General features: G+C 43.4%; 17 protein-coding genes. 2 read left to right on the forward strand and 15 right to left on the reverse strand.

All coding sequences use genetic code 11. From position 1 onward, the window contains the following. Window positions 1–76: 76 nt before the first annotated feature. A complete protein-coding gene (locus tag PBN151_RS15080) occupies window positions 77–1,585 on the reverse strand; it encodes a serine hydrolase domain-containing protein (RefSeq protein ID WP_072729817.1) in 1,509 nt (502 codons plus the stop codon). Window positions 1,586–1,587: 2 nt separating this feature from the next. Beyond that, on the reverse strand, window positions 1,588–2,187 hold the full coding sequence (locus PBN151_RS15085; protein ID WP_072729660.1) for a DUF2087 domain-containing protein: 600 nt from the start codon (window positions 2,185–2,187) through the stop codon (window positions 1,588–1,590). Between the two features lie 227 nt (window positions 2,188–2,414). Between PBN151_RS15085 and PBN151_RS15090 the strand changes: the two genes are divergently transcribed. After that, complete coding sequence (locus PBN151_RS15090) at window positions 2,415–3,335, forward strand: GNAT family N-acetyltransferase (RefSeq protein ID WP_072729661.1); 921 nt, start codon at window positions 2,415–2,417, stop codon at window positions 3,333–3,335. Between the two features lie 98 nt (window positions 3,336–3,433). Here the strand turns inward: PBN151_RS15090 and PBN151_RS15095 are convergent, their stop codons facing one another. Both PBN151_RS15095 and gnpA read right to left on the reverse strand, forming a co-directional pair. Further along, the gene (locus PBN151_RS15095; protein WP_072729662.1) at window positions 3,434–4,213 is read right to left on the reverse strand and encodes an alpha/beta fold hydrolase; all 780 of its coding nucleotides are present in this window, start codon (window positions 4,211–4,213) and stop codon (window positions 3,434–3,436) included. Window positions 4,214–4,429: 216 nt separating this feature from the next. Then, entirely contained in the window at window positions 4,430–6,601 is a 2,172-nt protein-coding gene (gnpA, locus tag PBN151_RS15100; RefSeq protein WP_072729663.1) for a 1,3-beta-galactosyl-N-acetylhexosamine phosphorylase, read from the reverse strand. 310 nt (window positions 6,602–6,911) lie between these two features. Between gnpA and PBN151_RS15105 the strand changes: the two genes are divergently transcribed. Further along, a complete protein-coding gene (locus tag PBN151_RS15105; RefSeq protein WP_072729664.1) occupies window positions 6,912–7,619 on the forward strand; it encodes an alpha/beta hydrolase in 708 nt (235 codons plus the stop codon). 171 nt (window positions 7,620–7,790) lie between these two features. Here the strand turns inward: PBN151_RS15105 and PBN151_RS15110 are convergent, their stop codons facing one another. The 11 genes from PBN151_RS15110 to kduI form a co-directional block, all read right to left on the reverse strand. Next, a complete protein-coding gene (locus tag PBN151_RS15110; RefSeq protein WP_072729665.1) occupies window positions 7,791–8,990 on the reverse strand; it encodes a hypothetical protein in 1,200 nt (399 codons plus the stop codon). A 23-nt stretch (window positions 8,991–9,013) separates the two neighbouring features. After that, window positions 9,014–9,859, reverse strand: coding sequence for a hypothetical protein (locus PBN151_RS15115; RefSeq protein ID WP_021254853.1), 846 nt, complete (start codon window positions 9,857–9,859; stop codon window positions 9,014–9,016). Further along, entirely contained in the window at window positions 9,856–10,536 is a 681-nt protein-coding gene (locus PBN151_RS15120; protein ID WP_072729666.1) for an ATP-binding cassette domain-containing protein, read from the reverse strand. Before PBN151_RS15120 ends, PBN151_RS15115 begins: the two co-directional genes overlap by 4 nt. Beyond that, window positions 10,533–10,949: a GntR family transcriptional regulator gene (locus tag PBN151_RS15125; RefSeq protein ID WP_072729667.1), complete on the reverse strand. Its 417-nt coding sequence runs from the start codon at window positions 10,947–10,949 to the stop codon at window positions 10,533–10,535. Before PBN151_RS15125 ends, PBN151_RS15120 begins: the two co-directional genes overlap by 4 nt. Window positions 10,950–11,776: 827 nt before the next feature. After that, window positions 11,777–12,580, reverse strand: a complete 804-nt coding sequence (locus PBN151_RS15130) for a carbohydrate-binding protein (protein ID WP_072729668.1) — start codon at window positions 12,578–12,580, stop codon at window positions 11,777–11,779. Between the two features lie 38 nt (window positions 12,581–12,618). Next, window positions 12,619–14,214 (reverse strand): response regulator transcription factor, encoded by a 1,596-nt coding sequence (locus PBN151_RS15135; protein ID WP_083545154.1) that lies wholly within the window; start codon window positions 14,212–14,214, stop codon window positions 12,619–12,621. Then, window positions 14,189–15,805 (reverse strand): sensor histidine kinase, encoded by a 1,617-nt coding sequence (locus PBN151_RS15140; protein ID WP_227774705.1) that lies wholly within the window; start codon window positions 15,803–15,805, stop codon window positions 14,189–14,191. The genes PBN151_RS15135 and PBN151_RS15140 overlap by 26 nt, the downstream gene beginning before the upstream one ends. Before the next feature lie 220 nt (window positions 15,806–16,025). Next, window positions 16,026–17,219: a glycoside hydrolase family 88 protein gene (locus PBN151_RS15145; RefSeq protein ID WP_175560724.1), complete on the reverse strand. Its 1,194-nt coding sequence runs from the start codon at window positions 17,217–17,219 to the stop codon at window positions 16,026–16,028. A gap of 126 nt (window positions 17,220–17,345) precedes the next feature. Further along, window positions 17,346–19,160 carry a DUF2264 domain-containing protein gene (locus tag PBN151_RS15150; protein ID WP_227774707.1) on the reverse strand — a complete coding sequence of 605 codons (1,815 nt, stop codon included), beginning with the start codon at window positions 19,158–19,160 and terminating at the stop codon, window positions 17,346–17,348. 134 nt (window positions 19,161–19,294) lie between these two features. Beyond that, window positions 19,295–20,101 carry a gluconate 5-dehydrogenase gene (locus PBN151_RS15155; protein ID WP_021254845.1) on the reverse strand — a complete coding sequence of 269 codons (807 nt, stop codon included), beginning with the start codon at window positions 20,099–20,101 and terminating at the stop codon, window positions 19,295–19,297. Between the two features lie 43 nt (window positions 20,102–20,144). Continuing rightward, window positions 20,145–20,975 (reverse strand): 5-dehydro-4-deoxy-D-glucuronate isomerase, encoded by an 831-nt coding sequence (gene kduI / locus PBN151_RS15160; RefSeq protein WP_090512700.1) that lies wholly within the window; start codon window positions 20,973–20,975, stop codon window positions 20,145–20,147. Between the last annotated feature and the right edge of the window lie 134 nt (window positions 20,976–21,109).

Raw genomic sequence — 21,109 nt, forward strand, 5'->3', positions numbered from 1 at the left:
AATTATACGCAATCACATCCATGATGCAAACGTTATGCCATCCGTATCTCAAGCCACACACTACGCATACTACAAGCTACAAGCTTTCCTTGTAACCAATGGCTATGAAGTTGGACAAATGAAAAGACACATTGATAGCAAACTCCAAGTCGATCGACTGCGGATAGAACTTCATGATATAGGTCACCACGTAAGGCGTTTCGATATAAAATAGCTTCGCTTGCAGGGTACATTCGTTCACCCAGGATGCATACACAACGACTTCCTGCAGGGACATGGATAGATCTTTGTAAAGTACAGCCTTCGTACGCATCGGCTGCGCTGCGTTTATAGGCAAAGCAATATCCCGCTCATCTCCATATAGCAAATGAAGCTGCACCGTCTCATCCTGAGCATCGAGGCGGATTTGCTTCAATCCACTATCATTCGGTTGCATGACGTACACATGCTGATGCAGTTCCGGCAGTTCCAGTACTTGTTGGGCATGCTTTCCCCCTACTGTATGCCGCGCTTCTCTGTGCAACGGAACCGTCCAAGACCAAGACTCAACGGAAGGCCACTGACTGGAATATTCAATACTTAATGGATGACCCTCTTGCTCCACGCCTTCATGCGGATGCTCCCGAGAATCACCACTGCTGTCAACTTCGTCAAGGAGATCATAAATGAGATTCAGAAGTGTTTGCAGCATATCCATGGTCGGATAGCTAGCCGTCGCAGCAATGACAATCCCATCCTTCGGAGAGACGAAGCATAACTGACCGAATGCCCCGTCTGCTCGGAAGCAGCCGTCTCGACAGCGATGGAACTGATAGCCATAGCCCTGAGCCCAATCGATTCGATTGGTTCCTTTGCGATTATCACTTTGCTCACTTGTCGCCAACTGGATATATTGTTCTGACACGATGCGCTTTCCCTTGGACATGCCCTTGTTCAGCAGCATCTGACCGAATGCCGCTACGTCACTCGTCGTTAGACTTAGCCCCATCCCTCCAGCAGTAACTCCCATCGGACAGGTTTCCCATACAGGTCTATCGATGCCTAACGGCTCGAATAATCGAGGCATGAGAAAGTCGACAAGATTCTGTCCCGTTACTCGCTCCAATATGGCAGACAGCATATAGGTCGAGTGTGTACTATATTGAAATTGGGTACCCGGCTCATCATCCACCTCTTGCGCTAGAAATGCCTTGACCCAGTCCTGTTCCTTAGCGACAACAGGGTAAATATCACCCTTATGACCTGCTGTCATAGATAGCAGATGGTGGATCGTCATCGCGGATAGTTTGTCGGACACTCGTTCTGGAAGCCGTTCGGGAAAGAATGAAATGACCGATTCATCCAGACGGATAAGCCCCATGTCCCATGCAATGCCAACCGCAATGGAGGTCACACTCTTGCTTAAGGAATACAACAGTTGCGGGCAATCCCTGCGATACGGCTCGCGCCAAAACTCTGCAACCGTAGACCCATGGTGACACACGATTAAACTATGAACCGGTAGTTCACATTGCTCGATTTGATTGAAAAATTGCTGGATACACGCGGATTTTCCCCGGTATCCAGCAGTTCGGTCGTTTCTCATACTCAAGCCAGATTCACCCACTTTACCCACAATTCCTGCGGGTTCAGCTCGTAGATCTCCTTTTCTCGGAATAAAAATTGATGCATAATGAACTCCCGGCGAATCGTTGCGAAATCCTCATGGTAGGCCTTAATGAATTCGTTAATTTCCTTCTCGCTATACCTGCGTCCGGCCTCCAGATTAGTCACCATATGCTCCAGGATGATAAGCTTCTTCTTCAACTGTGACGGAATATTTTTGAGCTTGCCCTCTTTCGAGAAGAAATTGCGAATCACAGAATCCCTCAAACGCTGCTGTTCCTCATTCAACATCCCTATACCTCCATCAGCTCCGCGGTAAATGAGATTGATAGCCGCAGCAGCATTATTTTTTAGAAAATAATCATTTAATGAAAAATAAATCGTGTTCTTCTCTCTTCGTTCGTTGATAAGGCTCGCTTCGCGAAGCTTGGCCGCATGATGAGTAATCGTGGCAGGAGTAACCGATAGCTTCTCCGCTAACACCTGACCATTCCGCTCACCTTCCGCAAGCAAGATGAGCATCTTGACACGTGTTGGCTCTGCCAACGCCTTATGATAGGCAACCACCTTGTCTAACTGCATACAGGTATTCACTCCTCCTCAGCTTATTTAAGTAATGATGCGGTAATCGCAGAACATGCACGAATTAAACATCCATCAAATTAGATGATCATTAAATTAGATGGATGTTAAAATAGATAATACACAATCGAGGAATATATTGTCAACCCAATTTTTGTATACTATAGTGGAAAAGGAGCAGAATGATCTGCCAGCACGAAATTACTACTTACAGAGAGAGGTAACGAATGGAGCATACTACGACTGAATTGCAGATTCGTCATTTTCAACAAGAGGACATGCCATTATTAGGGGAGTTATATCAATCCGTTACGTCGCGTCCGAACGCGATATTTTGGTGGGTTGGTGAAGAAGCGAATTGGAGCAACGTGTATTGTGCCTTTGAGCATGGCAAGATGGTTGCCAAGGGGCAAGTCAGCATCATTAATATTGTACCGCCCGGTCGCGCTCAAGAGAACAAGCATGCCATTTACGTTAATATCAAAGCGATCCCAGAACGTGAGCATGACTATGTATTACTTGCCCGCATTTATGAGCTGCTGTACGCAAGAGCCGTTGAATTGAAGGCAACACTTCCTGCCGAATACGGAACGAGACTCTGTGTTGGTAATGATTCAACTGAAGAGGTGAACAGTCAATTCTTCCTGCAGCGTGGTTTCCGTCATCTGATTAGTCTATATCGTATGAAAAGAATGATAGAAGCACCTATCCCAGAATTGCAATTGCCTGAAGGTTATCAATTTTCTCATTGGAATTTGGATACGGATGAAGAAGCTCATGCCTATCTGGATATCGACACAGAAATTTGGCCAGATAATCCGCTTGGATTGGAAAGACTGAATGAATACAGGCAGTATCCGCTCTGGAATTCAATGGTTGTCCGCCAAGGGGATACCGTCGTCGCCGGTCTATTGACGTGGAAAGAAGATGATTATGCCCAAATCGAAAATGTATTCGTTCGCGAGCAATGGCGTGGACAGGGCCTTGCGAAGTTCCTGCTTGCTCAAGCACTCCAATATGCGAAGTCTCATGACATACCACGTGCGAGCCTTGAGGTATTAACCGATAATCGAACAGCATTGCAATTGTATGAGTCGCTCGGATTTGAGCAGAAAGCAGAAGAAATTCGATATTGCATAGAGTTGTGATATAGGAGTCGCATTCTGTGCCATTTTTATAATTTATGTATAAAATCCCCGTAGAGTGGCTCGTTCATACCCATTCTACGGGGATTTGAGAGAATTGCTCAACTTTTACTCTCCTCTAGCATATTCATGATCTCCTCTACTACGATCTCAGGTTCATCATGATGAATGTAATGTCCGCTCTGATTGGCTATTCGAATCTTGCTTGACGTCGACAATCGCTGAAACTCGGATTGTAGCTTTTGTTCTACTTCTAATATTTCCATGTGAGGCCATCCTTCATGGTACTCATCGGGCAACCCTCTTATGATAATAGAGAGAGGAATGTCATGCAGCTTCGCATGTTCGGCAATTTGCTCATAGCTTCGCATTTTGTCGATTCGCTCACTATTCTCCATGGGGTTCATCAGATATTCCCTATTTTCCGCAATCCGTTCTTTCGGAAGCACCTTTTCGTATGCCAACTCTTTGTATTCAGGCGCCGCATCTACCAGCACGATTCCACATATGTCTTGCGGATAAAGGCCTGCATATAATCTAGCGACTAAGCCGCCGAAGGAATGCCCCACCAATACATAAGGAGGTTCTACGTTAAGCACTTGCAGCAATTCGGAAAGTTCTTCGACTAAACAACGACATGTTCGTGTTCCTGATACGGATTGGCTCATGCCAATACCTGCCCTGTCATAAGAAAACGTTGACGCTACCTCTGATATTCTGTTCTGTACCACCTCCCATGTCTCACAGCTATCACCTAATCCGGCGATAAAAATGACGCTCGGCGTGCTGTTTCGCAAATATTTACTATATAACTTTACATTGTCGCATACATGATAGGCTTCCATATATCTATCGCGCTCTTCACTCCTACCTTCCATCATGTCCATCCCCTTCTTTCGATGAATTCGCATTTTCAAAATTATAGACTTCATAAAAATATTACAGAATCAAACGATCTGATTATTAATGGAGTGCCTGTAATGAATGTAGCAATAGGTGATGATGATGTCAGCCAAAAACAGGATTAGGCTGGAACAATTATCTCACTAATTGCCCAGCCTAATCTAATTGTTATTCAATTGTAATACGACGTAACCTTACATATCAAACCAACGCAATTCGCCGCCCTTGAGCTCCAATTCGAAGCTCTTTCCATTCGCGTACACAGTCGTGTTGCGCGGCTCTGCCGTGTTATTGACAACGCAATACGTACCTGTTTCTGGATAGACATGGATTTCCGTATGGGCATCCGAACTAAACCAATTGTGCAATTCGTGATCCTTGCTGCATGACCATAATATTGCACGATGCAGCAAGCGGGCGTTCTCCGCACTATACGGCAGTCCACCGATATAGACAGATCGGCCGCCGAAGTAATTATTAACTGCAAACTGCACTTCTTTATCCTTGCAAGCTAAAATATCAGCGCTCGTTGCGTATACATTTTTCTTGCCTTCACCGAAGTTAATGTCACCATTCATATCGGCGGTAATAAAGTGAGACGGCTTTTCGTCCCAATTATATTTATCGTAGCCGAGGGTAAAGCCGCGCTCCAGCTCAACGCCAAGAGCATCGCCCAGCTGGAAGAAACGACCTTGATGTTGAACCGCAGAAGGTTCACCTACCCCGATAAAGCCGCCTCCGCCAGCAATAAATGCACGGATTTGCTCAACAATATACGGGTCTTTCCAGTTGTCGCCGCCGGTATGTGCGGTGTCAGCGTCACCGACATTAATAATGACATCGATATCTTTTAGCAGCTGCGGCTGCTCACGAATATCGTCAAAGCTAATGAACGATACATCAAAAGGAGCTCCGCTCAAAATCTCAATAATGCCCGCATAGCTGTAGTTTTGTTTCTGGTACAGCGCATGATGCACCATATGACAGCCCCAAGAGCGCATTTTCCCCCAGCAGTTCAGTACAGCAACTTTAGCTAAGCACATTGGCTTCGTGCGTGCCTTCTCATATAAATCGCGGAATTCATCGGCAACTTGCGTTACATAATCCACAAAGTCTGGGAAGTCCAGCGCCAGCTTCAAGTAACCGCCATAGCCAATGCGATCTACAGGCTTACGCAAAATAGCTCGTCTTGCCGTTAACCAGTTCTCTTGAGCTTCTGCCGTTGGATTCCCGCCAGGATGGAACGTATCCGGGAAGAAGTATGGCAGGAAGCGCCCTTCTGTATATTTCACCCCAGGAATGTCGCTAATTAAACGAAGTGTCGAACCATTGCCGACGCTGCCCACGACTGCATCCAGCCCGATGGTTTTAAACTCATCCATATAAGGCTCAGTGCCAATAAAATGATCCCCTAAGAACATCATCGCTTCGCGACCTTCTTCATGGGTAATATCAACGAGCTCCTTAGCGAGCACCGCCACTTCGCGCCGTTGGAAGGCCATAAAGTCCAAGTATTGCTTTGACGGAATCCGATACTGGTTGTTGTAGTACCCTTCGTCAATAATATATTCCGGACGGAACTTATAGCCAACTTCACGCTCGAACTGTTCGAGAATATATGGGCTGACGCTCGCGGAATAACCATACCAATCCACATATTTCTCCCGACGCAGTTCATCGAATATAAGCGTGAACTGATGGAAGAACGTTGTGAACCGTACTACATTTACATAAGGCTTGTCCCGCAAAAATTCACGCAGTCTGCCTTTGGAATATTCACGTGTCTTAGGTTGACGTACGTCAAACGTAATTTGTCGTTCGAAATCCTTCCAATCATTAACGACAGCATTGTACATATGAACGGGATCCCAAATCAGATAGGTTAAGAAGCTCACGCTATACTCATGATAAGGTGTTGTATTCGTAATCATTACACAGCCGCTAGCTTCATCATAGCTCCAGAGATTCGTAGGTACGACCTCGCCAGTGGTACGATCGATTACTTCCCACCAACGGTAAATATCATCGCGGTTGTTAACTTGCAATAAGTCTTCGCTAATCCCCTCCAATAGACGAATGGACAGTTCAGCATCGGTAGCTGCAACAAATCTCGTTGAAATATAACATTGCTGTACTTCGTCAGGGTTTGCTTTCGCCCAATTGTTGTCTTTGCGGGTTGTATAGTAAGTAGCGTATACTTTCGCTCCACATTCAGCTAGCTCTTGCGGGAAAGTTGTGCCGTCTGCATCGCGCACAGCATCAGCTCCCCACAGCTCCATCGTTTTCAGCGTTTCTCCTACGACATCAAGGTCGGTAGGAATGGTGAGGCGCCCTCTGCCTTGCTTGTTCTGGTTCTGCTCGCCCATTTGAAACATGCTCCTTCCACATAACTGATTGTTGATACCATCATACTCAGTGAGAAAGAGAGACCCAAGGACGGATTATGACCTTCCACGGGTAAAATTTTGACCTTTGCTGCAAAAAAGGCTACGTTTAAATAGATGTTGAAAATTAATATATTAATAGAAAACACATAGTATAATTAAGCCATATATACAGGTTTGGAGGTATTATATGGAAAATCCGTTTCTTTGACTTCATTCACAACTAATTAGGGAGTTACTATGTAGAGGTAGAATGACACACCAAGAATTAGAAAATGGAGGATAAATTATAATGATAAAAAATAATTTGAAAATAGAAAATATTCCAGCGATTTTGTGGGGTGACAAATCAGATAAGTTATTTGTGGTGGTTCATGGTAACATGTCAAACAAGGCAGATGACTCGATTATTGTATTTGCAGAAGAAGCAACAGCATTAGGTTATCAAGTACTTAGTTTTGATTTACCTCAACATGGTGATCGTAAGGATGATACTTATCTTTGCAACGTTCAGAACTGTGTTCAAGACCTCAATACAATAATGACCTCTGCAAAATCGTTATCAAATCATATAAGCCTTTTTGCTTGTAGCATGGGAGCATATTTTAGCCTATTAGCATATAGCCATGAGCCGTTGAAGCAGTGCTTGTTTCTCTCTCCTGTGGTAAATATGGAACGTATCATAAATAATATGATGACATGGTTTAACGTAAGTGAGAGTAGATTAAAAATAGAGAAAGAAATTTCTACACCTATTGGACAAACTCTCTATTGGGATTACTACTGTTATGTGAAAGAACATCCTATTGTTGCTTGGAATATTCCAACTTCCATTCTCTATGGTTCAGAAGATAACGTATGTGAGTTTGACGTTGTATCTGAATTTAATAAACGTTTTAACTGTAATTTGCAAGTAATGGAGAATGGAGAACACTATTTCCATACTGAGGAACAGTTGCAGGTTTTCAGACAATGGCTGAAAAAACATATATACGAATAACCTATTCGAGATTTGGGGAGGTACTCCTTTTTCTATGTCTGATAGGTAACCGTCCGTACCCGATAATTCTTAAGTTTCCACATCATTTTTGTATTCTAATTTTCAACTAAAAGGCCGAGCTAATTGACTATTAGAAGTCATTAGCTCGGCCTTTGTCACCTTTTTATATCTCTAAAGCTGACCAAGATCGATATTATTCAAATCCATGTTAGCTTCATCTTCAGCCTGATTTGCAGCCTCTGTTGATACTACTTTTCCTTCGTATTCAAGGTTACCGCTTGTCAAATTGAATACATATAGACGATTACCTTTGAAATTCTTATGACCCACAATATAGAGATAGTCTTGTTTAAAAGCATAGGTAATGTTTCTACTTAAATCTATATTTGTATTCTTCAGAGTAGTCTTATATTCTTTACTCACGAGATCATAAGAAACAACATTAAATCCTATATTTTCCTTACTCGATACAGCTTTTTGCAGGAAATAAATTTTCTGTCCATAGGCATTCATAATATTATTCAATAACATTTCATGCCCTTGGAACGCGAGCGGCGAGATTTGCCCTGTTTTAACATCCACTTGATATGCCTTTTTATGATTATCTTTACTAACACTTAAAATCCATTGATCCGTGTGATCCAGATCTTGATTGGCTAACCTTACGAATTGATCATCCCCATTTGCTGCTACAGATTTAGCTCCTGGTAACGCGAGCGGCTCATTCGTAATCTCCTTTGTTGCTAGATTAACACGGATAATCTGCGGTTCAGATACATAACCTTTGGCACTGTGATTCAAAGACACCATTGCAACAAGCTGTTGATCAACAAGCTGTACATTTTCTACAAAGATATCTGAAACATCATGATCTACATTGATATCGGATCTGATTTCCTGCGTATTGTCCTTCTTCTTGTTAAGCACAGAAATACTGAGCTTAGCATTTTTCTTCGCTGATGGATCATTGGATTGCTGCTTATCTACGGTACAATTCACATAAGCAAGTATATTCTGATTTTCATAGAACCCAGCTAAGTTGTTCTTCCCACGCATGAACTGACGATGCTGATCCACCCATTTATCCAATTGCGTTTTGACTGGTCTTCGGTTGAACCTTTGGCTTATCGTTAACTTTTTATCTGTATAATCTGTACCATTTGTCGTGATATAAGCTGATTCGATGCCAAAAACACTGTCCTTACTCATGTAATTTCCGTATAAAGCTATACCTTCAACGAGAGAAGCATCCCCTTGAACCATCGTCAGCTTATAATTAGGTCGTGTCTCTTGTGAAGCCTGTACATAATACGTCCCGATTGTAATAACCGCGAACACTACAAGAATGGCGTTAACCATATATTTTCTCATTCCTTAACCTCCTAACCCTTCAATTATACCGATATTTTCTTACGCAATAGATACAAGCTGTACCAAAGCGAACCTCCAGCAATGATCACTATTAATCCGAGACAAGTGCCTATGATTTCTCCTGGATAGAAGTAGCTATCGTATCTGCTATAACCCATAAGATAGGGTATTGAGGCTAATCCAGCTAGAACCGCAAAGTATAGTACGATAAAGCCGATCCCTTTCAGTCTGTAGCTCCGCTCCATTAGAATCGCTGTGAACAAGACGATCAAGCCTGTAATGACCAGTCCATAGTATAGTACAAACTCAGAAAAGTAGGGCGGAATCAGAACTTTAAGCACAGTAGGATGCTTCAAATAATCAAATACCGAGATGTTTCGATATAATTCAGCAGGAAGAATCGACTGTGCTATCAAATTCTCCAGTGGAACAAGGACAATTTGCAGGGCGACAAATCCAAATGCGAATAGCAAGATCGTAACCAGCTTGGCAAAATACAAATTCGCCCGATTGGACGGCAACGTGAGCAGGCGATATACTACCGTATTTTTACCTCTCCAGTCACGGTACCAGATGAAGCAGCTATATATTAGCAGCACTGTTATGCTCAAAAATATGGGTCCGAAATATAGAAGTTTATTATAGTGATCATACACCGTACTGTTTAGCTGAATATATCCAGTCACATTGTGATATTGCTCAAGGGTCCATTGATTCACTCTCATTGCCTCATTCGCAGAATCCAGCCAATGATTAGCACCAATGGCGACTGCTGCAAGTTGCAAGGCGGCTGTCAGCACCATGAGTCCAATATATATTTTGGCAAATCGGTTCATTTCAAAATTCAATAGCTTCACAAAAGCTCTCATTTTATGTACACCTCTCTCATTACGTCCGTAATGGACTTACCTTCCTGCTCGCGAACTTCTTCACAGTAGAATTCACGTTCTACCTTCCCGTGCTGTAGCAAGACCGCTTTATCAATTAAATACTCAATATCGTTAATTTCATGAGTTGTAATAATCACACCACGATCCTCGATCAATTCACTCGTGAACACATCAGCAATTTGCTCGCGGCTGAACATATCAATCCCCGAGAACGGTTCGTCCATTAGGATGTAATCACAATCCAAGGCAAGTCCGAGCAACAAATTTAACTTCGCAGCCATTCCCTTCGACAATGAGCGATCCGAAGAGCTCAGTTGGAAGAACTTAAGCAATTCCTTTGCACGTTCAGCGTTCCAATTCCGATAAAAGTCAGTCATAAAGCTCAAGCAATCAGCAATTCGCATATTGGAGGGCATCGTTAACGAATCTGGAATGAAAGTAATTTTCTCATACATCACAGGTGTTAGTGTTACATTATCGATTAAGACTTCACCTTTGTATGGTGTCAGTCCCATGATGGACTTCAGCACCGTTGACTTCCCGGCACCATTGATTCCGATCAGGCAGGTAATCTCTCCCCTGGCAGCAGTGAAGCTAACGCCATTAAGTACCTTCTTGAATCCATAATTCTTCACCATCTGATTCACTTGGATCATTTTGTGTCACCACCCTCTGGAGATAACTTTCGCTCGGATGTATATTTTGTCTTTATGATATCTACCAGTTCTTCAACTGGAATTTGAATATTCCGAATGGAACTGATGAATATATCCACTGCACTTTCGATTAATTCAGCACGAATCGAGCTTAGTATTTGCTGATTCTGTGTAATTCGACTCGGGGAATTTCCTTCTGTTACGATCAAACCCTGTTCCTCCATTTCCTTATATGCCTTCTGCGCCGTGTTCGCATTAATCTTCATTACTGATGCCAGTTCACGCCGTGAAGGAATTTTGTCTCCCGCTCCGATTTGCCCTGTAGCAATCTGTTCCTTGAAGTAGCGGACAACTTGAATATATACCGGTTCTCGAACATTAAAGCTGACACCTAATTTTTGTTCTTCTGTCATACAACCAACTCCATACGGAAAGTGTGTGTACTAAGTGGTTCATACATCTCATTCATGTACTATATGTGTAATACACTTTTGTGTCAATAGTTTGATTTTGAGCACAGGCTTCTGGGGTTATCGTTCTTAGCCATTGTATTTCGTGCCAAAAAAATATAAATAGAGAAGTCTAAGTTGTTAAGGAAAGGAGTTTACCAAATCGATATAAAAATAGTGAACTATAGTACAGACATCGGTATGATGTGGCATCTTCCTCAAGTCTAGTTGGCATACATAGCGAGGGCAATGGGTTTATTTGCAGTAAATCTCATAAGTATATTGACGTTATTAAAGCAAAAAGCACGAGGATATACATAAATTAAAGGCGAATTCTTACTCACCATTTAATTTTGCCGTATCGATTAACTTGCAACACTATTTTCTGAGAGACAGCGACAAGTCTAATCCCTGTAATGATTACTTCCCTAGCTACAATAAATAATGAACCAAAAAGAGCTGCACTAGGCAGCCCATACTAAAATGAATCAATTTCATAATGTTTGAACCTAAAAAACTGTAGACTACTCCAATTCAAATTTTATCGTTTTTTTGCTAAACAGCTTGAGCCTGGCACTGTTTGTTTAGGCGATTACTTGCCAGTTTCATACTATTGTAGACAAAGGTATAAAAAATGATTAATGTATAATCTTCTTTAAAAGCGAATTAAGGGAAGTCAAAATGTCTTCCCTTAAAAGGTATATAGTTTCAACATTGTTTTAAAACATCACCAAAAAAAAGATATAGACCTCCCTGCTCACAGCAGGCTCAGATCTATATCTTTTATTCGCTCACTTTACTTCATAGCCATAAGCTTCAATTTGCGTTAGTGCAGGAAACGGCGACGGGTCATCGGACTTGATTAAGTTCTTAACTGTCAATGACTCTACCTGCCGCGGCGTAAGCTTAAATACCTGCTTGGCATGCGTTTTCGTGAGATGAATCGTCTCACAATCACCGTTTGAGAAGCAGACGGTTACTTGCTCCCAGTAGTTATCGTGAGGAAAGTCTGCTCGCAGCGTTAGAGCAATGCAGTCAATTTCTACAGTACGTCCAAATTGCACGCTCATTTCAGCGTCATCTTGCTGGTTAATGCCCCACGACTCAAATGGCCATGCCCCGTGACCTGCATTAAAACAATTGCCATTTATGGCATTGCGTGCGGCAAACACGGACTCTCCACGCGTCTCCACATTCGCAATCGCATGCGGATAACAACTGTCATTCTCATGTTGGTCGAACGGATTAAGCGCTACATTTTTGTAACTGGAGATTTCCGCTTCAGTCGCTAGACGCACACTAAGGGCATGGATGTCACCACTATATGATTTCGGATTATAGGAGATTTTCTTCTCTCCAAATGGAATCGTAAGCCGATAGCAAGTTGTCGCCAAATATACGAACGTTTCTGGCATCGTATCATCAAGCTGCAACATTACATATTGATTGGGATGCTCGCTCTTTACAACAATTTGGTCACCCTCTTGATAGGGCTGATGATATACAAGCTGGGCTTGCCCCTGATCAGAAGCAGCTGCCAATACGGTATGATTTGCATCGTGAATTTCAATCGTAAACTGCGTTAGTGGTGTCATAAGATGATCATCTCTTTCTTCCGTTATTTTTGATAGATTTACGAGCATTCGTTCTTATACTCACTCGGTGTCACGCCCATATACTTCTTGAACACTTTAGAGAAATAGGTACGGTCTGAGTAACCTAGTGTCAGTGCGATCTGTTCCAGCGTATGCCCAGATGTTTTCAACATTTGTGAAGCAATGTTCATCTTATACTGATGTACATAATCCGTGAAATTGCTGCCAGTCATGCGTTTGAAATAGCGTGAGAAGTAACTTGGATTCAAATACAGATAGCGCGCAATATCAATGGAAGTAATACTATCAGCTAAATTTTGTTCGATATAATGTTGAATTTGCTGTAACTTAGGTTCATAGCTATTAGCTAGTGTACCTTGCCCTTGTTTCCCCTGTTTATCGCTAGGCATAGCCATCGCGGTCAGCGTGCGTTCCGCTAATGCAAGCACATCAACAAGAGTTCGTGACTGCTCTATATAATTGAAGATCGCTTCATCGAGTCTAACCGAAGCTGCAATCGTCAGCTCGCGTAAGCAGACTTGCAGCTCATGCATGAATGAAGCAGGTTCAATCATCCTTGCTTGAAAATGTTGCTTCATACTCCCGATAATACGTTGTATGCCATCTATATCATGAATAGCTAGCGCCTGCTTCAGTTCAACTTTATAGTTGTCCAACTCCCCTGCAGGCAATTGCAGCCATGTTGATCCTATCGCCTGCTGGCGATCGGCAATCTGCATCGACTCCCCAACATAGAACTCATATTTATGGCGCAATAAGGAGTGATAACAAGTACCCATTTGCTTAAGTTGCATCTTATCACTTACCATGACGCTTACAAGCTGCAATTTCATATATTGGGCAACTCGTTCTTTCAATTTTTGCAAATAGCTGTTGAAGTGCAACACGGTGTTATCTGCTAAATTATCGTGATAGTTATACACAATGACAAGATGCTGTTGCTGCAAAAATGGTGTGATCCCTTCAAACTTGCGTGCTAATTCTTCCGCAATATTGTAGACGGCATAGCAAATTAACGATAACGATTGCTGTGAGTAATGTTCATCGTAACTAGCATATTGTACATGTACAAGACTGAGCATATACCAAGGACAGTTCCACCTTACTCCAATGCCAGCAGCATATTTAAGGATTTCGTCAACATTCGTTCGATCAAGCACACTCTGCAATAAACCTTGCTTGAGCAACTGTTGATTGTAGCTTGAAGGTTGTACACTGACAGACGATGATTGTTTTTTCAGTAAGCGCAGAGACTTATGCAGACTTTGTTGCAACTGCTCTTCTGTTAACTGATCTTTAATTAAATAATCGTCAGCTTGAAGCTTAAGCGCTTGTCTCGCGTAGTTGAAGTCTTCATGACAGGTTAAGAAAATGACGCGCACGTCAGGTTTGAGTTGGCGAAACTGTTCTGCTAACTCAATCCCATTTTTTTGTGGCAATCCAATATCTGTTATCACAATATCTGGAACGGTCTGCTGAAACAGGTGTACTGCTTTTACGCTGGAATAGGTGGCAGCTACCACTTTCAACTGTAATTGTTCCCAATCAATCATTTGTTGCAATAGTTTGAGCATTGGCACATCATCATCAATAAGCATCACTTTGTATATCACTGGTGGTCCCCCCGCTTGATGTCACTGGAATCTGCATTCGTGCCGTTATACCGTCATACCTGTTAGGAGCAAAAGAAAGCGTAGCCTCTGAACCAAAAGATAGTTTCAAGCGTTGAGCAACATTAACCAATCCGACCCGCTTATAACTAGGATCAGGTTCATCACTGCAACGCAACACACTTTCATTCAGGCGATGCAACAAAGACTCATCCATACCTGCTCCGTTGTCGGCAACCTCAATGACGATGGTATCCGCGTCCTGATAGACGGAAATCCAAATTTGAGATTGCTGGCGCCCACTATCATTGCCCTCTATATCTACATCAGTATCGACAAACCCATGTAAAATTGCATTTTCAACTAACGGTTGTAGTAATAACTTTGGAAACTTAAGTATCTGCAATTGCGGCTCTACATCGACTTGCAGTTGGATTGGAATATCACTGCGCATTTGCATAATATCAATGTAGTGACCCATTAACTCACACTCTTCTTGCAGTGTTGCCAGTGCATTGAAATTCATATAGGCACGCAGTAAGCTCATTAAAGAGTCAATCATACCGCTATGCAGGCGATCTTTCTGCAACATTAGGCTACACTTAATTGAGTTAAGCGTATTCAACAGAAAGTGGGGACGAATTTGCATAAACAGCGCCTCAAGCTCCAACACTCGTCTCTGCTCCTGTTGCCGTTCCATGTCATGAATGGACTGTTGCAGCTGATCCAACATCAAGTTAATCGTCTTGCTAACCGCTGCTAGCTCATCATCTCCCTTAACTTGCAGCCTAACATCTAGCTTACCGTTGCCAAATTGTCCTGCAACCTGCTGTAATTGCTCAATTGGACGATGCAATCGTTTCGAGATCAGCAGTGCAAACAAAGAGAATATAATGACAAAAAGCATGACTTCAGCAGAACCGATATAAAGCGTCTTTGAAATGATGCCTCTAAACGTGTTGTTGCTCATCTCATACACAAGCTTCCACCCGTTTTTGCTCAGCACGACTTCCGAGCGCATTCGATCGTCCACCTTATTTGAATCGGATGCAAGCAATTGTGTTGAGCCAGCAATCCGGTCACCATGCTCATCCAAGAGAGCAACATCCCATGACTTCACAGCTTGTAATGCTTTTTCGAAATAGGACTGTTCAATTCCAATCAGCAGCACGGCCGTATGCTCTTTACTAACGCGATCATAGATGACACGAGCAATATAATATTTACTAGCTTCCTTGTCCTCGAGCAGTCCTAACCACTGCAGCCTTTCTGGCTGCTGGAAATTAATTTTGCTATACAGTTCAGGTAAATGTGGTAGTAGTTTCGCCGGTTCATCATCTCCTGAAGGGATAATAAAATGCTGGCGGTTAATTAAGTACATCTGCGTCTGCCTATTCAACGTTTTTGAATTGATAAGCGAGAATACAGCTTTGATTTGTGAGAAATTCTCATAATCAGCATAACTATTTAATTGCTTCACATCAGCGAAATTACGTAAGCTAGTTTTGAAGCCTTCATCGTTTACAATGAAATGGGAGGCAAATGTAGCATCATCGATTGTTTTGCTAAATTCTGCTCCAATTACGTTCAACATGTTCTCATTCGTTGCATGCAGCTTATCCAGCATCGATTCTTTAATTAGATAAAAAGATTGCGCAGATACAGCAACCATCGGTACGATAATAAATAGCATGAAGGAAAGTAACATTCGTTTATAGTAAGTTAAATGGAACATGAGGTTAGCGTCACTTCCCTTCCTTCAATCCTTCATCATTTCCGTTACTGTTCAAGCCAACATCATCGACTTTCTCTTCCTATTTCGATTTACGCTCATACCAGTAGCCAGGAATACCGCGTGCAAGACGCATGAGCGCTTCCAAGTAGTAATAATCGCCCCAAATCATATAATCATCAGGGGACAACCCACCATGGACATAGTACGAGCCATGCTTAAGCAAACCTTCCGCTGCATCGTCACCAATCGTAGCATAGTTGGTAATCAGCGACTCCATACTGGTTGTCAGCATCTTCTCGAAATAAGGACGGTCGGGGTCAGCAGCATCCAAATGTGAGATAAGCTCTACCAGTCCGGCAGCTACAATCGCTGAAGCTGAACTATCGCGATACGTATCAGCCGTTACAGGCGCATTGAAATCCCAATAAGCAACACTGTCCGCAGGCAAATGCTCAAGGAAGTAGCGCGCCATACGCTTAGATGTCTCCAAAAATGCTGCATTTCCCGTATAGCGATAGGAAAGTGCAAAGCCATATACGCCCCAAGCTTGCCCCCGCGTCCACGTCGAACCGTTGCTATAGCCCTGATGAGTCGCACCGCCGATTGGAACCCCCGTCTCGGTATCGAAGAAGAACGTATGGTATGAGCTATCATCTCCACGAACGATATAGCGCCGCGTTTTCTCTGCTTGGATTTCTGCAATTTCCCGATACTTCGGATCACCAGTCTGTTCGCTTGCCCAATACAACAATGGCAGATTAAGCAAACAGTCGATAATGATACGACCCGCTTCTTGCTCGTTATCTTTCGTTCCCCAAGCTTGAATGTATCCGCTTCCATCGCTCGTGTTACGCCAACGATTCAATAAATGATCAGCTGCCTCCAGTGTCAGCTCACGAGCACGATTATCGCCTGTTATGATCCACTGCGCTTTGGAAGACAAGCTAAATAGGAAGCCAATATCATGATGATCCAATACAACTTTTTGATCAAAGCGCTGACGGAAACTAGCCACTGTAGCTTCTGCTGCCTGCCGATAACGCTCATCTTGTGAATATTCATAGCATAACCACAATATTCCCGACCAGAAGCCATTGGTCCAGTCGTTGTTATCATTCAGTTGATATTTCCCATTCAGGCTAACATGCGGAAACTGAGTTCCAAACTTATCAATATTGTTCAGCGTCTTCGCTAGAATATTTTCAATTGCTTGTGTGTAAAGCTTATTTGCTTGCATGACCGTTGTTTGCGTTCCCTCTGTAGACATCTGCATTTCAGCCCTCTCCCAGAAAAATAACTTAATGCATTTCTTATGATAGCGGATACATTCCGCAGAATGTACGCCTTAATTTGTGTGAAATGTGAACAATTTTGACTTTTTTGTTGTATTCGCTTTCCTCTATTTCACCTTAACCGTTGTCGTCTGCTCGTTATGGTGCACAATTACGCGATCCGATGTCAGCCTCACCTCAGGCAGCTGCGACTCACAACCAGCAGGAACTCCTGCCATCACACTAACTAATAAATGTGTCCCTGGCTGAAGTTCAGCACGCAGTGCAGGCATCAGAGTACGCTCATAGAATACATTGGTGTTAGGCTCGGTGCGAATCATCTCCGCTTGTGTGAATCCTCTAACCGCCTTGGCGATGGTGCTCCCAACAGGCGAATCGTAACTTGCCCAGCTTGTCTTGACTACGGCTGTGTCGTCACTGCTAACCGTGGCGAACGGCGCTGAGAAACTGGCATCATAGGCAATTAAGGCACGGCTAGTTTCCAACTCGTGGATGCGTACATGGCTGTCACCACAAGGGATAATCGTACTGCGAATCGTAACTCCGACTTGCGACTGCCAGTTATGTATAAGTCGATCTTCATGCAGCTCGTAGCTCGAATCGAGCGGCTTATCACGAAAATGTACGCCATCCTCACTAACAGCAAGCACGCTATCAAAAGCACCTTCATAGTAGTAATAATTACTTCGCGGCACACTAAAGCCAAATACAGTCGAATAGGCAAATTTAGAGTACTTGGCGCAAGCATGGTTCTGATAGCCAATAAATTGACCTACCGGATACATAAGCACATGTTGTGAATGATGCGTATGTTCAATCAACGCCTTCATGCTCGGCAGCGGCAATCGTCCTGGTGATACCTCTTGCTCTACTTCCTCTGCCTGCCAATAAGGATGGCCATCGGGAACAGCAAGCAATAAGAAACTTTTGAATGCCCAATACGGGGAACCCGCACCGTTATAGCCCTCGCCCATCACCAAGTTCTGATAGTGATAGCCTACGCTTAGCACGCCATCTGTCGTAAAAATATCATGATTCATCCAGCTTCGCATATTGCGCGCATACAAACCTTTAATGACGCCCCATGGCAGAGCTTCAACGTCGGCCAGCACAAGCGCGCTCCAGAAGCTTACTTGCGCAAATCGATACGCTAGACTGCGACCGAAAGGAATCGCTTCTCCCTTGCTATCGAACCAATACTGATAGCTGCGCGCAAAAAGAATAGCCCGCTCTCTCAACCTAGCTGCCCGCTCCGGATCTTCATCCGCCATAAACGTAACGTAGATTAAACTATAATAATGGAACGCCCATGGGATGTAATAATCAAACTGCTGATCCACTCCGTCAAAATACCAGCCATCGCCAACATAACACGACTCAATCAGGGCAAAATCTTCTTCGATCTTCTCCTGAGAATACTTCATGCCAAGTCGCTTCAGTGCCACATTCACTAAGATGCGAAAGAAGTGCCAGTTATTCGGTGCCAAACGGCGTTCATTAATTTGCCATAGCCAGTCCGCCAAATGCTGCTGTTCTGTCTTCGAAAGAGTATCCCAAGTTTTGTGCGGTGCAAGCAGCAGTGTAGTCGCGATAGATGCCATCTCGACCAGCAGCTGATCGCCATCCATCGTCTTGCCATAATAATACTCGCTGTGTGGGTTGCAACCCTCCGCTAGTCCACGCATCCATTGATGCTGAAGCTGCTCGTCATCATAATGAACGAGGAAAGGCCCCAATCCCCACAGGATTCGTAAGAATCCTTCGGCATCTCTGCGATTTTCGGTATAGACCGTGCCGTGGCTTCCTAATGCTAAGTGTCCAGGCTGTTCTGCTAACCGTGACCTTAACGGCTCTACTAACGTCAATAGGGCTTCCGCTACATCGTCACGATGATTCCACTGCATGCTACGTATTTTCTCCATCACGATTATTCACGCTTCCTTCAACAGTTTTCACAGCACAACAAACCTCATAACTCACATCGTACACAGATAAATTACAAAGACTAACAGCTACATACTCCTGTTAGTCTCTATTTTGATCTTACTATTCGAAATTAAGGCTGCTTACCAATATAGGCAAGAATTCCACCGTCAACATATAAAATATGTCCATTGACAAAGTCACTAGCTGGCGAAGCTAAGAATACCGCAGGACCTGCTAAATCCTGAGTTTCGCCCCAACGCTCTGCAGGTGTCTTCGCAATAATAAAGGAATCGAACGGATGACGGCTGCCATCAGCTTGAAGCTCACGCAACGGAGCTGTCTGTGGCGTAGCAATGTAGCCTGGTCCGATACCATTACATTGGATGTTATATTGGCCATACTCAGAAGCGATATTGCGGGTTAGCATCTTGAGGCCACCTTTGGCAGCAGCATAAGCAGACACCGTTTCCCGTCCTAATTCACTCATCATCGAGCAAATATTAATAATTTTACCGCCACCTTTTTTAATCATCCCTGGAATAACCGCTTTGGAAACGATAAATGGTCCGTTCAAGTCAATATCAATGACTTCACGGAACTCTTCCGCAGTCATTTCTGTCATTGGAATCCGCTTAATAATGCCAGCATTGTTGACTAGAATATCAATGACTCCAACTTCCGCTTCAATCTGTTGCACCATCGCTTGTACACCTGGCTCGTCGGTCACGTCGCATACATATCCATGCGCCTCAATGCCGGCTTCCTTATAAGCAGCCATACCGATCTCTACCGTTTCTGGCTCACGAGCATTAAATACAATTTTTGCACCCGCACGCGCCATAGCGCATGCCATTTCCAATCCGATCCCATACACTGCACCTGTAACGAGAGCTACCTTGCCATCAAGGCGAAATTGATCTACCGAAAATTGTGACAACTCTTCATACTCCCCTCTCTATAAACCCTATCTATTCATCTATCTACTTTAGATCGTCCATAGCGACCATATCCATATCGGTGTATGTGATATTCTCGCCGCACATTGCCCAAATAAACGTATAGTTGCTAGTGCCAACACCGGTGTGAATGGACCAGCTTGGACTGATAACCGCTTGCTCATTGCCGACAACGAGATGCTTCGTCTCATCAGGTTTGCCCATGAAATGAAATACCTTGTTGTCCCCTTCCATATCGAAGTATACATACGCTTCCATGCGTCGCTCATGCGTGTGGCATGGCATCGTATTCCAAGCGTTTCCTTCTTCTAGGTGCGTATAGCCCATTTGCAACTGGCATGACTGACACACATTCGGATGAATGTACTGATAAATTTTACGCTTATTCATTGTGTTATCAGCACCTGTCTCCATTGGCTTAATGTTATCAATGGAAATACGCACATTCGGATATTTGTGATGAGCCGGGCTAGAAGAAATATAAAATTTCGCTGGATTACTAGCATCTGCACTAGCAAACAGCACTTCTTTCGTCTCTTTGCCGATATAATAGCCATCCTGATTGTTCATCGATTCACGCACACCATCAATCGTAATAAACCCAGGACCACCGATATTAATGACACCTAGTTCACGACGCTCTAGAAAATACTCAACACCCAAATCTTTACTAAGCTTAATCTCTAACGGCTCTTTCGTAGGTGTTACGCCACCAAAGATCAAACGGTCATTATGCGAGTAAGTCAAGCGAATTTCACCGGGAACAAACACCTGCTCCACTAAAAACTCCTTGCGCAATTCTTCTGTTGTCATGCGTGCGATCGATTGTGGCGCATACGCGTAGCGTGTCTCCATAGTTTGCATATTTTCTAGTTCCTCCCGATTTCATAGACTTGGATTCATCACAATGAACAATGATGATCATTCGATATTGAACCTACAATCATCATAGTAAATGCTCCCAGCAATAGTAAGTCAATTATTTTGCT

Source organism: Paenibacillus sp. NAIST15-1 (genome assembly GCF_001894745.1).
In the GTDB taxonomy this organism is placed as follows: domain Bacteria; phylum Bacillota; class Bacilli; order Paenibacillales; family Paenibacillaceae; genus Paenibacillus_B; species Paenibacillus_B suaedae.

Bases quoted from the DNA above. Each gene is read 5' to 3' on its own strand.
- PBN151_RS15080 (WP_072729817.1), bottom strand. From the start codon at position 1,585: ATGAGAAACGACCGAACTGCTGGATACCGGGGAAAATCCGCGTGTATC.
- PBN151_RS15085 (WP_072729660.1), bottom strand. From the start codon at position 2,187: ATGCAGTTAGACAAGGTGGTTGCCTATCATAAGGCGTTGGCAGAGCCA.
- PBN151_RS15090 (WP_072729661.1), top strand. From the start codon at position 2,415: ATGGAGCATACTACGACTGAATTGCAGATTCGTCATTTTCAACAAGAG.
- PBN151_RS15095 (WP_072729662.1), bottom strand. From the start codon at position 4,213: ATGATGGAAGGTAGGAGTGAAGAGCGCGATAGATATATGGAAGCCTAT.
- gnpA (WP_072729663.1), bottom strand. From the start codon at position 6,601: ATGGGCGAGCAGAACCAGAACAAGCAAGGCAGAGGGCGCCTCACCATT.
- PBN151_RS15105 (WP_072729664.1), top strand. From the start codon at position 6,912: ATGATAAAAAATAATTTGAAAATAGAAAATATTCCAGCGATTTTGTGG.
- PBN151_RS15110 (WP_072729665.1), bottom strand. From the start codon at position 8,990: ATGAGAAAATATATGGTTAACGCCATTCTTGTAGTGTTCGCGGTTATT.
- PBN151_RS15115 (WP_021254853.1), bottom strand. From the start codon at position 9,859: ATGAGAGCTTTTGTGAAGCTATTGAATTTTGAAATGAACCGATTTGCC.
- PBN151_RS15120 (WP_072729666.1), bottom strand. From the start codon at position 10,536: ATGATCCAAGTGAATCAGATGGTGAAGAATTATGGATTCAAGAAGGTA.
- PBN151_RS15125 (WP_072729667.1), bottom strand. From the start codon at position 10,949: ATGACAGAAGAACAAAAATTAGGTGTCAGCTTTAATGTTCGAGAACCG.
- PBN151_RS15130 (WP_072729668.1), bottom strand. From the start codon at position 12,580: ATGACACCACTAACGCAGTTTACGATTGAAATTCACGATGCAAATCAT.
- PBN151_RS15140 (WP_227774705.1), bottom strand. From the start codon at position 15,805: ATGTTGAACGTAATTGGAGCAGAATTTAGCAAAACAATCGATGATGCT.
- PBN151_RS15145 (WP_175560724.1), bottom strand. From the start codon at position 17,219: ATGCAGATGTCTACAGAGGGAACGCAAACAACGGTCATGCAAGCAAAT.
- PBN151_RS15150 (WP_227774707.1), bottom strand. From the start codon at position 19,160: ATGGAGAAAATACGTAGCATGCAGTGGAATCATCGTGACGATGTAGCG.
- kduI (WP_090512700.1), bottom strand. From the start codon at position 20,975: ATGGAGACACGCTACGCGTATGCGCCACAATCGATCGCACGCATGACA.